Below are 15,724 nucleotides of genomic sequence, written 5' to 3'. Positions count from 1 at the left end.
GACATAGACATAACGGACATAGTCGAGGTCGGGCGGGATGCCGCTCGGATATGTTGCCACAGAGGGTAGCAGGGAAAGTGGTGCTCATCACATTCAGGTGTGATCGACTCGGGTCATGACCGTGCGGCACGTGAATGCCGCTTTTGGCCCGCCCGCGGATTAGAGTATGAGTCGATGAACGGGACACGCAGACCATGACCGACAGCCCGACCACAGATGCGCCGTCGATCACATTCGACGATCTCGACATCGACGAACGCGTACGCAACGCCATCGCCGATGTCGGTTACGAGACCCCGTCGCCCATCCAGGCGGCCACGATTCCACCGCTCATGGAGGGTCGCGACGTTGTCGGTCTCGCCCAGACCGGTACCGGCAAGACCGCCGCGTTCGCGATTCCGATCCTGTCGCGGATCGACCCGCAGATTCGACGCCCGCAGGCGCTGATCCTCGCGCCGACCCGTGAGCTCGCACTCCAGGTGGCCGAAGCGTTCGGCAAATACTCGGCACATATGCCCGATGTACGTGTGTTGCCGATCTACGGCGGACAGAGTTACGGCGTGCAGCTCGCCGGTCTCAAGCGTGGCGCGCAGGTGATCGTCGGTACGCCGGGACGCGTCATCGACCACCTCGACAAGGGCACACTCGACATCTCCCAACTCGACTTCCTCGTGCTCGACGAAGCCGACGAGATGCTGACGATGGGATTCGCCGAGGACGTCGAACGCATTCTCGCCGAGACTCCCGACGACAAGCAGGTCGCGTTGTTCTCGGCGACCATGCCGAGCGCGATCAGACGGCTCGCCCAGCGATACCTGCACGATGCGCAGGAGATCACGGTCAAAGCCAAGACCGCGACCGCCCAGAACATCACCCAGCGCTATCTGCAGGTGTCTCACCAGCGCAAACTCGATGCCCTGACGCGCTTCCTCGAAGTCGAGACGTTCGACGCGATGATCGTCTTCGTCCGCACGAAGTCGGCAACCGAGGAACTCGCCGAGAAGTTGCGCTCGCGGGGGTTCTCCGCGGTCGCGATCAACGGCGACATGGTGCAGGCCCAGCGCGAGCGGACGATCAATCAGCTCAAGGCGGGCGGGATCGACATTCTCGTCGCCACCGACGTAGCCGCCCGCGGACTCGACGTCGACCGGATCTCGCATGTGGTCAACTACGACATTCCGCACGACACCGAGTCGTACGTGCACCGCATCGGACGCACCGGACGTGCCGGACGATCGGGTAACGCCCTGCTGTTCGTGTCACCGCGCGAGCGTCACCTGCTGCGCGCGATCGAGCGAGCAACACGCCAACCGCTCACCGAGATCGATCTGCCATCCGTCGACGACGTCAACGCCCAGCGCGTCGCGCGTTTCGCCGACTCCATCACCGAGAATCTCGCGTCGGAGAATCTCGACATGTTCCGGCAACTGATCGAGAACTACGCCCGCGACAACGACGTGGCGATGGCCGACATCGCGGCCGCGCTGGCGCTCGAGACCCGCGACGGTGGATTCCTGATGGCACCCGACCCGCCGAAGGGTGAACGTCCCGAGCGTCGGGAACGTGCGCCGCGGTCGGGTGGCGGCAACTTCGCCACCTATCGGATCGCTGTCGGACGCAAACACAAGGTGTCTCCGGGTGCGATTGTGGGCGCGATCGCCAACGAGGGCGGACTGACCCGGGGTGATTTCGGCAACATCAGCATCCGCGACGACTTCTCGATCGTCGAGCTTCCCGAGGACCTCGACCGTGAGACGTTGGATCGCCTGAGGCACACGCGGATCGGCAAGAACCCGATCGACATCCGTCGCGACCAGGGCCCGCCTCGCGCACGTGGCGGTAAACGTAATGGTCAGGGCGGTGGCGGCTTCAACCGTGACCGCCACGGCAAACGCGGTGACAGCTGGGGGAAGCGCGGTAATCCGCGCGTCGCCGGCCGTAGTCGGGGCTGACATAGCCGACCGAAGGATTCGCTGCGCGATACAACGGGTTGAAACCTGTGACCAGGCTGATGATGCGAAGGTGGACAGATCGATATCTTTCCGTAACCTTTTTTGGGGGAGAGCGGTCGATCCGGCTCCCGGCAAGCACGTAGAAGTTCTAGTTCAGGAGTGAGTCACCAGTGTCAGTGGTGAGTTCGATTACCGCAGCAGAAGCCATCGATCACGTCGAGCACGGAGACGCAGTCGTCGTCGACGCCCGTCCGCAGGTCGTCCGTCACCAGGGCAGTGTTCCCGGCGCGGTCGTTGTCGACCCGAATGAGGTCACAACTCGACTCGCGCCCACGCCGACCGGTTCTTTCCCGCTGGTCAGCAACCGCGACACCGAGATCGCCGTCGTCTCTGTGCGTTCGCAGGCACCGCGCATCGCCGAGCAGATCGCTGACCTCGGCTACACCAATGTGCACTACGTCGACGGCGGTTTCCCCGCCCTTCGAGGCACCTCGGTTCGCTGAGCTGCACCGCCACAGTGCTCGTCGACACGACCGGGCCTCCGCGGCCTTGGTAGCGTTGATGAACTCTGGTATCGCGGCGGGAAGGCAGCAAGCGCATGATCAACGACACTCCTGATGAGCGTCGGGATCAGGTGTCGAGGCTGATCGGTTTCCTCCGCGGCCTGGTCCGGTCACGATCGGTGTCGGTCACCACCGTCGACTCGCATCCCGCAGTCGTGTGGGTAGGCAGGTCGACGCCGGTGCAGGTACGCACGGGAGCGGCGCCAGGACAGACCGTCGTCGAGGTATCTCCGGACGATGACACGTATTCGCAACTGTCGACGATCCTCGACGACCTCGTCGCCGATCCCGAGGCGCTCGAGATCGTCCTCGCCAACGGACTGGTCACCGTCGTCGACAAGGAGAACGACGCCGAGCCCCTCGTTCGCGAACACCTGCTGACTCAGGACGTCGTCGCGGAACGCGACACCGATTCGGGGGTCATCCGGATCTCGCTCGGATCCGCGGGCGTTCCGATGATCCACGACACCCACCTGCTCGCCTCCATCGACGGCATCGACCTGTCCGAGGCGGTCAAGCAGCGGGGACGTGTAGTAGGCCTGACGAACATCGCAAATTCTGCTGCGGGACAACTTGTTTCCGCGTGGCGCGACAACGTCGTCATCGACGACGATCACGTGTCACTGACCATCGACCTCGCGCCGGCCATCGTTCTCCGCAACCGCGGAACGGGGTCGGCGTTGCGCTTCTACGACGCCATGCTGGCGGCACTGCGCGAGCCGGACACCGAGGTGCCGATCGGGCTGTCGCAGCTCGTCGCGCCCATCGAGGCAGCAGACCGGCTGGCGGCGCTCAGCGGGCCGGGAACGACTCCTGCGGCCGAACTCGTCGCCGATGCGATGTTCCCGCTCGCGTCCAATGTCGAGCAACGTGACGTGCTGGCCCAACTCGGTGTCGACAGCGGCGTGGTCGTCGAAGGACCACCTGGTACCGGCAAGACCCAGACCATCGCGAACGTCCTCTCGGCACTTCTCGCCAAGGGGCAGCGCGTGCTGGTGACCAGCGAGAAGGTCAACGCGCTGCAGGTGCTGCGCGACATCCTCCCGCCGGAGCTACGCGAGCTGACCGTCTCGCTCGCGGACATCAGCACTGACAGTTACGACGCCGTGGTGTCGGGCGTCGAGGCGATCGCCGACCGCAAGTCCAGCTTCTCACCCGGTGTCGCCGACGCAGAGATCGACGACCTCGCCTACCGCCGTGCACAAGCGGTCGATCGGCGCGAGCGCGCGCTCCGCGGTCTGTGGGATCTGCGTTCGTCCGAGACCGAGGTGCACGAGTGGGTCGCGGGCGACTATCGCGGTACCGCGGCGTCGATCGTGCGCGCGTGCAACGCCGACGCCGAACGGTTCGACTGGCTTCCCGGGCCGCTCGACGGCGCACTGCCTCCACTGGACGGCGGCGAGTTCACCCGACTGCTCGAACTGCTTCGCCGCGTCGGTGACGATTCCGGGCGTCTCGCGCAGCGACTGCCGGACCTCGACGACTACCTGCCCGACACGATGACGATGGACGCGATCTGCGAACGGATCAGACAGCGACCCGAGGAGCCGATGGTCGGCAGCGGTTCGCTGATGTCGATCCTCTCGGACGTCGGAAGCGAACGGTTGCTGCGGATCAAGGGAATCTGCGATCACCTCGCGGTGGCCTCCGGCGAGGTTGCGACGTTCCCGCCCCTGGTCGTCGACATGGCCGACAGGCTGCTCGCCGGTCAGGAGGCGCACCTGTGGTCGCGGGTCACGGCTCTCTCGTCGGTCATCGCCGACGCCGCGCAGCGTGACCGGGCGATCGGCGCGCACGTCATCGTCGTCGAGAACGCGCGGCCGGGTGACGGCGAGCGGTTCGCAGCTGCCGCGACCTATCTGCGTGATGGCGGACGCTGGCGCGGCCGCCTCCTGCGATCGGAACAGCAACGGGCAGTGGAAGAATCGGGCGCCACAGCCAGCGTCGACGGCCACGCGGCCACCGATGCCGACAGCCTGGCGCTCGTCGCTGATCACCTCGCGGTCCTCGATGCCGTGAGTCAGGTGCATCGCGTGCTCGCGGATCTGCATGTCCCCGTCGACACCGCCGGTTCGCGATCCAAGCAGCTCAGCCAACTCGTCCGCCTCGACACGCAGCTCGCCTGGGTATCGGATCTGCTTTCTGCGCGTGATCAGTTGATTCGCGAGCTCGAGTACATCAGTCCCGGTGGCCCGCGCCCGCGCAGCGTCGCGCAGGTCGCCGAGGTTGCCCACCAGGGTGCGTCGATCGCGGCGGCCAACGATGCGATTCTCGCCGAGCAGGAACTGGCCGATCACGCGTACCGGCTGTCGACGGAGGTCGAAAGGGGGCCGTCGCCCGAAGGCGATGCACTCGTCGCCGCACTGGCCAACGCTGATGCGGAGGCGATCAGGGCGGCGCGACGCGCGTTCGCCACTGCGCGTGGTGAGCTGAACGACCAAGCGGCCGTCGACCTGCTCGCTCTGCGGCTACGCGGCAAGGCACCGGAGTTCTACGCGGCCCTGGCCGCAACAGCCGACGACCCGGCGTGGGACGCGCGCCTACGTGACGTGGTCGGCGCGTGGGAGTGGCGTCGGGCGCGGACCTGGGTGGCCGAACGCAGCGACCCCGACGCCGAGGCACGTCTGGCCTCGGCGCTCGACGAGGCCGATGCCGACATCGCACAATTGACCACCAAGCTCGCCGCCGCGCGCGCGTGGCGGGCGTGTCTCGCGCGCACCACCGTCGCCCAGGTGCAGGCGTTGCAGTCCTACCGCGACCACATGATCAATCTCGGCAAGGGATCGGGCAAGCACGCCAACCGATTCCGGACTGCCGCGCGCGAAGCGATGGAGCAGGCGCAGTCGGCGGTTCCCGCGTGGATCATGTCGACCAGCCAGGTCGCCGACATGCTTCCGCCCGAACCGAATTCGTTCGACGTCGTGATCGTCGACGAGGCGAGTCAGGCCGACATCACCAGTTCGTTTCTGCTGTGGCTCGCGCCCCGCGTCATCGTCGTCGGCGACGACAAGCAGTGCGCCCCACGCGGACTCGCCGGAACCTCGCTCGACGACGCGTTCGCCAGACTCGACGCCGAGCTTCCCGATCTCCCGCATTACCTCCGCGACGGTCTGACACCGCGATCGAGTCTGTTCTCGTTGCTGCGCAGTCGATTCGGTCACCTCATCCGACTGCGTGAACATTTCCGGTCGATGCCGGAGATCATCGAGTACTCGTCGCGACAGTTCTACGGTGGGTCGCCACTCGTTCCCGTTCGGCAGTTCGGTGCCGATCGCCTCGATCCCCTGCGGACCGTGCGCGTCGACGGCGTCGCCACCGGCCAGGGGCAGTCGTTGGTGAATGAAGGCGAGGCCGCGGCGATCGTTGCGACACTGCTCGATTGCCTCGCCGATCCCGCCTATGCCCAACTCGATTTCGGCATCATCGCGCTGCAGGGAGCCAAGCAGGTCGATGAGATCACCCGTCTCCTGCGCGAGGCCGTCGACGAGGAGACCTGGCGTGCGCGTCGTATCCGGGTCGGTACCCCGCCCGACTTCCAGGGCGACGAACGCCATGTGATGTTCTTGTCGATGGTGGTCTCCGACCCCTCGTCGCTGAGTGCCCTCACCCGCGCAGAATCACAGCGTCGAATCAACGTCGCCGCGTCGCGCGCGATGGACCAGGTGTGGTTGTTCCACTCGGTCGGACTCGACGATCTGCGTCCCAACGACCTGCGCTACTCGCTGCTGGGGTACATGCAGGCAAATCAAGGGCCGACCATCGCGCCGATGCCCTCCGACGTCCCCGACGACGAGCGCGTCGAACCTTTCGACAGCCTCTTCGAGCAGCGGGTGTTCAACCGCTTGGCCGCACTCGGCTATCACGTGACACCGAAAGTCCTTGTCAACAATCGGGTTATCGATCTCGTGGTCACGGGTTCGGAGGGCCGGATGGCCGTCGAATGCGACGGAGACGAGTTCACCTCGACAGGTGCCCAAGCGCGCTCCGACATGGAGCGCGAGCGTGAATTGCGCCGCTGCGGTTGGGAATTCGCGCGCGTGCGCGAATCGGAGTTCGAGCTCGACGCCGACACCGCGCTCGCCGCGGTGATCCGGCTTCTCGACCGTCGAGGCGTCAAACCAGGTTCGGTATCGGCGACGGCCTCCCGCGAGGCTGCTGCGTGGGAACCGATCGACCTGACCGGAGCGGAGTAGCAGCTATCGGCTGCGCCGTGCGGCACGCACGCGTTCGGCGATCTCGGGTAGACCTCGCGCGGCGGTGGTCCGAATGCTATGCGTGGCAACAGAACTCAGTCCGGACGGTTCCGGGTTCAGTTCGATGATCGGAATGCCGCGGTTCGCTGCGCGCTCGGGCAGCGCCGCGGCGGGGTAGACGATACCGCTCGTCCCCACGACGAGGACGGCATCGGCGACGTCGAATACCTGCTCGGCACGTGCCCACGGCTCCGCGGGGAGCGGCTCGCCAAACCACACGACGCCCGGCCGTACCGGCGACAGACATATCGGACATGCGGGCGGCTCGACCGGGCGTTCGTCGGTGGCTGTTGTCGGGTCGGCATCTCTGCCCTCATAGGGGTGTCCGCAGCGCGAGCAGCGGGGAGCGAAAAGGGAGCCGTGTAGGTGGCTGACGACCGTGTTGCCTGCACGCTCGTGTAGGTCATCGACGTTCTGTGTCACCACCATGACCGATGGTGCGTCGTCGGCCTCGTCGGTCGGCTCTGCCAGGGCGCTCAACGCCAGGTGCCCTGCGTTCGGGGCGGCCTGTCGGACCAGGTGTGCGCGCCACTGGTACCACCCCCACACGAGGGCGGGGTCGGCGTTGAACGCCTGCGGGGTCGCCAGTTGCTCGGCGTCGAAGTTTTCCCAGAGTCCCGTTTGTGCGTCGCGGAATGTCGGCACACCGCTGTCGGCCGACATTCCCGCACCGGTGAACACGGTGATCCACTCGGCACCCGCGAGGGTGTCGATGGCGGCCTGGGGGATCTGCGCATCAGGAGTGGTGAGGGCGTCGTCGTAGGTCATGCGCGTCCGATCTGTTCGAGGACCGCCGCACGCACCGTGGCCGCGGTGACGTCGGGGGTCTTGTCGCGACGCACGAGCAGCGATCTCGCCATGCGGAGCTTGTCGCCGCGGTGACGGGGGATCACATGAAGGTGCGTGTGGAAGACGGTCTGGAAGGCGGCCTTTCCGTCGTTGACGACGAGATTCACCCCATCAGCAGGCGAGTCGTCGCGTGTCAGCGGCGCCGTCCGCAATGCGGCCGCGACAACCTGTCCCGCACGCATCAGCGCAGCGCCGTCGTCGGGAGCCAGATCGGCAAGGCCCGCCGAATGCGTTCGGGGAACGATCAGGGTGTGCCCACGCGAGACCGGCTTGATGTCGAGGAAGCCCACCACGGCGTCGTCTTCGTACACCTTTCGGGCCGGCGCGGAACCGTCGACGATCTGGCAGAACACGCAGTCGGTCATCCCTGAACCCTAACGACTTCGCCGCCCGGGCTCGACAGTCCCACGGGCGTGGCATGTCGCAGTACGCGACACGGAGTGCGACAGGTCACATAACGATTATATAACGGACGCAGGGCGCCTCGACCGGAGCTCGAATGAGTAAGGAAATACGCCGCGAACTGGTCGGATGTGCACGCGGTCTCGGGGGCGGAGAACCGCGTCATTTGTTACCGGCGGGACTACTCGCGGGTATACCTGAGGGTCGGAAACAACATGAGGAAGTCCTCACGTTTATGTGCCATCATGAGTGCCACGTTCATGTCGACGACGTTCCACGCTGAACTGTCAGTCGCCCGCCACAGCGTCAAAGGTGTTGCTGGGCAAGCATGTTCGTGAGAGACACGTGCGCGACCCGGCGATATCCCCCCGCCGCCGGGTCGTGCTACGTGGTGCTCTCGCACGAGACCCAGACAACTCCTGCATCGCACATCAGCCGAGCCCCGAACCACGAGGAGAGCCCGTGACCGTCGACCAATTCCGCCCAGGGCACCACGGAAGCCGCAACACCGGACGCCCTGCAGAATCCCTGATCGATCGGCTCGCAGCAGGTGAGCAGTACGCGATCAGCTTCGGTGGACAGGGTGGTCCGTGGTTGTCGACACTGGCCGAATTGGTCGTCGACGCCGATCTCGAGCAGAAGCTGGCGGGGGCAGTCGCCGTCGCTGACCGCATGCTCGCCCCCGTTGCCGACTCCATCGAGATCGCTCGCCCCGACGGCTTCCATCCGCTCGCGTGGGTGCGTGCGGCCGACGCAGGCGAGCCGGTGCCGTCGGACGCCGAGCTCGCCGACTTCGCACTGAGCGGACCCGGTGTGCTCCTCAGCCAGGTTGCAGCCGTCGAATCACTCAAGAAGCAGGGCCTCGATCCCGATGTGATCGCACCCGTCGCCGTCGTCGGACACTCGCAGGGATCACTCGCCGTCGACGCCATCCGGCACGGCGAGAGCGGCTGCGGACAGCTACTTGCGATCGCGCATCTCATCGCCGCCTCGGGCACGCTCGTTGCTCGACGTCGTGGCCTGGCGAGCAGTCCCGACGGCTCGCCGATGCTGTCGATCACCAACGTTGCCCCGGCACGCATCGACGAAATCCTCTCGACCTACCGCGCGGGGCTGCCCGACGCCGAACTGGTCACCGCACCCGTGATCGCCATTCGCAACAGCCGACGTTCGGTTGTGCTGTCCGGCGCACCCCGGCACCTCGCGGCGTTCGCGGCGGAGTGCGAGCGCATCGTCGCCGCCGAGGCCGACGACCGCAAGCGCAAGGTCACCGGCGGCGCGCCCTTCGCCCCCGTCTTCGACGCGCTTCGCGTCAGCGTCGCATTCCACCACCCCGGCATGGCGCCGGCGGTCGATCTGGTGCGCGAGTGGGCGCAGACGTGCGGTATCGACGCCGACCTCGCCGCCGGTCACGCCGAATCGATTCTGGTCGCACCGGTCGACTGGGTTGCTCAGATCGACGCCGTGATCGCCGACGGCGCCGCGTGGATTCTCGATTTCGGTCCGACCGATCTCGCAACGCGACTCACCGCGCCGCTCGTTCGCGGGCAGGGCGTCGGCCTGGTGGCAACCGCACTTCGCGGGGGTCAGCGAAACCTGTTCAGCCCCGGCGGAATTCCGGAGGTCGCACGCCGTTGGTCTGACTTCGCCCCGACGCTGGCTGAGCTTGCCGATGGTCGGCGCGTCGTGCAGACGGCGTTCACCCGACTGACCGGGCGCTCTCCGATGCTGCTTGCGGGCATGACTCCGACCACCGTCGACCCGGCGATCGTCGCCGCCGCGGCGAACGCGGGCCACTGGGCAGAACTCGCCGGCGGCGGCCAGGTCACCGAAGAGATCTTCGCGCGCAACGTTGCCACGCTCACCGACCTCCTCGAGCCCGGCCGCGAGGCACAGTTCAATGCGCTGTTCCTTGATCCGTACCTGTGGAAGCTCCAACTCGGCGGCAAGCGTCTCGTGCAGAAGGCGCGGGCGCAGGGCGCTCCGATCGACGGCGTGATCGTGTCGGCGGGTATCCCCGAACTCGAGGACGCCGTGGCCCTCGTCGACGAATTCGTCGAGGCAGGACTGCGTTTCGTCGCATTCAAGCCCGGCACCGTCGAGCAGATCCGTTCGGTGATCCGCATCGCCGCCGAGGTACCGCACCACCCGGTCATCGTGCAGATCGAAGGCGGGCGCGCCGGCGGCCACCATTCATGGGAAGACCTCGACGACCTGCTGCTCTCCACCTACGCCGAGCTGCGCGTGCGTGACAACGTCGTCATCTGCGTCGGTGGCGGCATCGGTACGCCCGAGCGCGCCAGCGAGTACCTGACCGGCGAATGGGCAACAAGGCACGGTTATCCCACCATGCCGCTCGACGGCATCCTGATCGGCACCGCGGCCATGGCCACCGCCGAGGCCACCACGGCGCCGGAGGTCAAGCAGTTGCTCGTCGACACCGAGGGTGTCGACGAGTGGATCGGCGCAGGCCGTGCCGCACACGGAATGGCCTCGGGCCGAAGCCAACTCGGCGCCGACATCCACGAGGTCGACAATGCCGCGTCGCGCTGCGGCCGACTCCTCGACGAGGTGGCGGGCGACGCCGACGCGGTGGCCGAACGCCGTGACGAGATCGTCGCCGCGATGGCACCGACTGCCAAGCCCTACTTCGGCGACGTCGACTCCATGACCTACCGCGAATGGCTCGACCGCTACGCGACGCTGGCCGTCGGGGATGGTCGCACCGATCAGTACCCGTGGGCCGACATCACCTGGCAGCAGCGGTTTGTCGAGATGTTGCAGCGTACCGAGGCGCGTATGCACCCGAAGGATTCGGGACCGGTGCCGACGATGTTCGCCGACCTCGCGTCGACCGACGATCCGCACGCGGCGATCGACGCTCTCGGCGGTGTCTATCCCGAGATCGAGACCGACATCCTGCATCCCGCGGACGTCGCGTTCTTCCTCGGTCTGTGCCGGACCCCCGGCAAGCCGGTCAACTTCGTGCCCGTCGTCGACAAAGATGTTCGACGGTGGTGGCGCAGCGACTCGCTGTGGCAGGCCCACGATGCACGCTATGGCGCGGACGCCGTCTGCATCATCCCGGGGCCGGTCGCGGTCTCGGGTATCACTCGTGTCGATGAGCCGGTGGGTGACCTACTCGACCGGTTCGAGGCCAGGGTCGTCGACGATCTGAGCATCGCCGGTGCGGCGCCTGAGCCGATCACCGCACGCAAGCAGGCGCAGGTTCGCGACGCAGGCGTCCTCGGTGCCGTGCTCTGGGCAGACGATGTCTCGTGGGCCGGCCGTATCGTGCCGAGTCCCATTGCGCTACTCGGTGATCGGGAGTCCTGGGAGGTCACCTCGGAGCATCGCGCGGAGCACGCGGCAACCGCCGCTGTGCTTGAGCATCTGGGCGAAGACAACTTGGAGCTGACAGTGCCGATCTCGGGATCGTCGGTGCGCATTCCGCTCCGGGTCGATCGGAGCATCGCCGACGGCGGTAGCCCACGCATCGAGCGAGACGATGCCGCAGACGCCATGCGCGAGATCCTCACCGTCGCAGCGGGTGGACGTTTGACAGACGTCGTCGACGGTGCCGCGGTCACCAAGGTCGAGTGGTCGGCAGACGGGGTCGCCGACCACGCCGTTGTCACCGCCAACACGCTGCCCGCTCACCTCCACGCCGTCACACCGTCGCAGCCGTTCGGCTTCGCGGTGCCCGACACGCTCGTCGGAGCCTGCTGGCCAAGCGTTTTCGCGGCAATCGGTGCTGTCACGACCGATGACGGCATCCCCGTCGTCGAGGGACTGCTCGACCTCGTCCACCTCGACCACACCATCGAGACGGTCGCAACCATTCCCGACCACGACACCGAGCTCACCGTCGTCGCGCGCGCGGGCGACGTCCGGGATACGACCGTGGGGCGCGTCATCGACGTCGCCGTCGAGGTGTCGGGGTCGGACGGTGAGATCGCCCGTATGACAGAGCGTTTCGCCATCCGAGGCCGGATCGGCGATGCCGAACTCGACGATCCGCAGCGCGCCGGAGGAGCGATCACAGACGAGGCATCGGCCACCCGGAAGCCGCTGCGTACCGCGACGATCACCGCGCCGACGCGCATGGGTGCGTTTGCTGCCGTCTCGGGTGACCGCAATCCGATCCACACCGACGCATGTGCCGCGAAGCTCGCAGGACTCGGCGAGCCGATCGTGCACGGCATGTGGTTGTCGGCGGCAGCTCAGCACGTCGTCACCGCGGCCGATTCACGTAATCGCACTCCGTCGCCACGCCCGATCGTCGGGTGGACGGCTCGCTACCTGGGGATGGTTCGCACCGGAGATGCGGTCTCGGTCCGCGTCGACCGTGTCGGTCTCGACCACGGCCGCGAGGTCGTCGAGGTGACCTGCAAGGTCGGCGACACCCTGGTGATGAGTGCCACGGGACTTCTCGCGGCTCCGCGCACCGTCTACGCCTTCCCGGGCCAGGGCATCCAGAGCAAGGGCATGGGGCTCGACGCCCGGTCGCGCTCGAAGGCCGCCCGGGCCATCTGGGATCGCGCGGACAAGCACACACGTGCTGCTCTCGGGTTCTCGATCCTCGCGGTCGTTCGCGACAACCCCACCACCCTCGTGGCCAACGGAACCACCTACAACCACCCCGACGGTGTGCTGTACCTGACTCAGTTCACCCAGGTCGCGATGGCGACGCTCGGCGTCGCGCAGATCGCTGAGCTCAAGGAAGCGGGCGGATTCGTCGACGGTGCCATCACCTGTGGACACTCGGTCGGCGAGTACAACGCCCTCGCGGCATGCGCGGGAGTGCTCCCACTCGAGGCCGTCCTCGAGGTGGTGTTCCAGCGCGGCGAGGCCATGCACCATCTGGTCCCGCGAGATGACCTGGGGCGCAGCGACTATCGCATGGCGGCCATTCGCCCGAGTCAGTTCGGCCTCGCCGACGCCGACGTCGAGTCGTTCGTCGCGGAGGTCGGGGAGTCGATCGGCGAGTTCCTGGAAGTCGTCAACCTCAACCTTCTCGGCTCGCAGTACGCCATCGCGGGCACGGTTCGCGGTCTCGAACATCTCGAAGACGAGATCGAGCGTCGTCGAACCGAATTCGGCGGCAAGCGATCGTTCATCCTCGTACCGGGCATCGACGTCCCGTTCCATTCGACGGTGCTGCGCGCCGGTGTGCCCGAGTTCCGCGGCAAGCTCGACGAACTGCTGCCCGCACGGATCGATCCCGACATCCTCGTCGGGCGCTACATCCCGAATCTCGTGCCGCGGTTGTTCACACTCGACCGCGCGTTCGTCGAAGAGATCGCGGCACTGGTGCCGTCCGAGCCGCTCGACGCCGTGCTCGCCGACTGGGACACCCATGCGGCTGACCCGGCTGGTTTGGCACGCATCGTTCTCATCGAGCTGCTCGCGTGGCAGTTCGCGAGTCCCGTGCGCTGGATCGAGACGCAGGACCTTCTCTTCGGTGCAGCCGAACGCGGTGGGCTCGGCATCCAACGGTTCGTCGAGATCGGCCTCAAGGGTGCGCCGACGCTCGCAGGCCTGGCGACCAACACCCTCAAGCTCGACGACTACGGTTCGGCGACAACCGAAGTGGTGAATCTCGAGCGCGATTCCGATGTCATCCTTGCCAAGGACGCGGGTGCCGAGCTCGATGACGAACCCGCCGACGAGGCAGCTGCGCAAGACACTGGTGCTTCACAAGATGCGGCGACAAGCACGCCCGCTCCAGCGGCGGCAGCGCCTGCTGCTCCGAGCGCGCCCGCGGGCGCTCCGCGGCCCGACGACGTCACCTTCGGGCCGTCGGATGCGGTTCGTGCAGTAGTCGCGCTGTGGACCAAGATCCGCCCCGAGCAGATCGGTTCGGCAGACACCATCGAGGCGCTGTGTGACGGCGTATCGTCGCGGCGTAACCAGCTCCTGCTCGACATCGGTGGCGAACTCGGACTCGGCGCGATCGACGGCGCCGCAGAAGCCGACATGGTGGCGCTCGCCGCGACGGTCGACAGCCTCGCGCGTGGCTACCGCCCTCTGGGTGCGGTCCTCACCGACGCGGTGTCCGATCAGATCCGCAAGGTGCTCGGCCCCGTCGGAAAGCGGCAGGCGTACATCGCCGATCGGGTGACCGGTGTGTGGCAGCTCGGTCCCGGCTGGGGGCTGCACGCCACCGTGGCGCTCGCTCTCGGCACACGCGACGGCGCCAGTGTGCGTGGCGGCGACCTCGGCGACCTGCTCGACGGACCTCTCGCCAACACCGACGCACTCGACGCTCTCGTCGACCGCGCGGTGACCGCGGTGGGTGCGTCCCGCGGCATCGCGGTCGCCAAGCCCGCGGCCGACACCGGCGGTGGCGCAACGGTCGACGCGGCCGCTCTCGGTGAGTTCACCGAGCAACTGACCGGACGTAGCGGCGCGCTCGCCTCTGCCGCGTACACGGTGCTGGCCAAACTCGGACTCACCGAGGACGACGCCGCGCCCGAGATCGCGGAGAACGTCGACGCTCAGCTGGCCGAGCGGGTCAGTGCCGAGCTCGGCTCCGACTGGGCACGCACCGTCGCGCCGGCGTTCGACGCCGAGAAGATCGTCCTCGTCGACGACCGGTGGGCCACGAGCCGCGAGGATCTGGTGCGGATCTGGCTGACTTCCGACGCCGATCTCGCCGACCGACATGAGTCGATCGTCGAGTCCTTCGTGGGTGCGGGACAGACTGTCGCACAACATGCCACGTGGTGGCAGGGCAAGGCTTCCGCTGCAGGCGAGGCGACACGTGCCCAGATCTTCGGCGCGATCGCCGCCGCAGCAGAGGCGCCGGACTCGGGTGAATGGTCCGACGAGGTCGCAGTGGTGACCGGCGCGGGCAAGGGATCGATCGCCGCAGGCGTGATCGGCCGACTGCTCGCGGGCGGAGCGACGGTCATCGCCACGACGTCGAAGCTCGATTCCGGAAAGCTCGCCTTCTACAAGAAGCTCTACCGCGAGAACGCGCGTCACGACGCCGCGCTGTGGGTCGCACCGACCAACATGGCGTCGTACACCGACGTCGACGATCTCGTCGAATGGGTCGGCAGCGAACAGACCGAGAACATCGGCGGCACAACGGCTGTCCTCAAGCCGGCGATGAAGCCGACGCTCCTCTTCCCGTTCGCGGCACCTCGTGTCGCCGGTGATCTCACCGACGCCGGAGCGCGCGCCGAGCTCGAGATGAAGGTCCTGCTCTGGTCGGTGGAGCGGCTCATCGCGGGGCTGTGTGAGATCGGTGCCGACCATGACATCGCGGCTCGACTGCACGTCGTGCTGCCCGGATCGCCCAATCGCGGCATGTTCGGTGGGGACGGGGCCTATGGCGAATCCAAGGCCGCACTCGATGCGCTCGTCACCCGCTGGGGAGCCGAGGAATCGTGGGGTGCGCGAACGACTCTCGCGCACGCGCTCATCGGCTGGGTGCGCGGCACCGGGCTGATGGGTCACAACGACGGCATGGTCGCGGCCGTGGAGGCCGCGGGCGTGCGAACGTGGAGCACAGACGAGATGGCGGCACAGCTCCTCGAACTGTGCACTCCCGCGCAGCGCGTCGCCGCGCGGGATCAGGCGATTCTCGCCGACTTCACCGGCGGCCTCGATCCGTCTATCGACCTCAAATCACTTGCCACCGAACAGGATGACGCGAGCGAGGTCGAGACGGAGGAACTCGACGAGGCGACCGTCG

6 protein-coding genes are annotated in these 15,724 nt (G+C 67.1%); 4 read left to right on the top strand and 2 right to left on the bottom strand.

Features of this window, described 5'->3' with window-relative positions; all coding sequences use genetic code 11:
• Positions 1-194: 194 nt before the first annotated feature.
• From B3T59_RS12840 to B3T59_RS12830, 3 genes are all read left to right on the top strand, one after another.
• On the top strand, positions 195-1,952 hold the full coding sequence (locus B3T59_RS12840) for a DEAD/DEAH box helicase (RefSeq protein WP_064864602.1): 1,758 nt from the start codon (positions 195-197) through the stop codon (positions 1,950-1,952).
• 170 nt (positions 1,953-2,122) lie between these two features.
• Positions 2,123-2,455: a rhodanese-like domain-containing protein gene (locus B3T59_RS12835; RefSeq protein WP_005207805.1), complete on the top strand. Its 333-nt coding sequence runs from the start codon at positions 2,123-2,125 to the stop codon at positions 2,453-2,455.
• Between the two features lie 95 nt (positions 2,456-2,550).
• Complete coding sequence (locus tag B3T59_RS12830) at positions 2,551-6,708, top strand: AAA domain-containing protein (protein ID WP_287003663.1); 4,158 nt, start codon at positions 2,551-2,553, stop codon at positions 6,706-6,708.
• A gap of 3 nt (positions 6,709-6,711) precedes the next feature.
• Here the strand turns inward: B3T59_RS12830 and B3T59_RS12825 are convergent, their stop codons facing one another.
• Complete coding sequence (locus B3T59_RS12825) at positions 6,712-7,536, bottom strand: NAD-dependent deacylase (RefSeq protein WP_005207803.1); 825 nt, start codon at positions 7,534-7,536, stop codon at positions 6,712-6,714.
• Entirely contained in the window at positions 7,533-7,982 is a 450-nt protein-coding gene (locus B3T59_RS12820; protein ID WP_064866635.1) for an HIT family protein, read from the bottom strand. The genes B3T59_RS12825 and B3T59_RS12820 overlap by 4 nt, the downstream gene beginning before the upstream one ends.
• A 499-nt stretch (positions 7,983-8,481) precedes the next feature.
• On the opposite strand from B3T59_RS12820, the gene B3T59_RS12815 reads away from it, so the two are divergent.
• Positions 8,482-15,724: fatty acid synthase subunit beta domain-containing protein (locus B3T59_RS12815; protein WP_287003662.1), on the top strand; the 7,243-nt coding region annotated here is incomplete at its 3' end.

Origin of the sequence: Gordonia sp. UBA7860, from assembly GCF_002500165.1 — a bacterium.
GTDB classification, from domain to species: domain Bacteria; phylum Actinomycetota; class Actinomycetes; order Mycobacteriales; family Mycobacteriaceae; genus Gordonia; species Gordonia sputi.
This window is presented reverse-complemented; position numbering and strand designations above follow the sequence as displayed.

What these genes read in the sequence shown, in the direction of transcription:
- B3T59_RS12840 (WP_064864602.1), top strand. Translation starts at nt 195, where the DNA reads ATGACCGACAGCCCGACCACAGATGCGCCGTCGATCACATTCGACGAT.
- B3T59_RS12830 (WP_287003663.1), top strand. Translation starts at nt 2,551, where the DNA reads ATGATCAACGACACTCCTGATGAGCGTCGGGATCAGGTGTCGAGGCTG.
- B3T59_RS12825 (WP_005207803.1), bottom strand. Translation starts at nt 7,536, where the DNA reads ATGACCTACGACGACGCCCTCACCACTCCTGATGCGCAGATCCCCCAG.
- B3T59_RS12820 (WP_064866635.1), bottom strand. Translation starts at nt 7,982, where the DNA reads ATGACCGACTGCGTGTTCTGCCAGATCGTCGACGGTTCCGCGCCGGCC.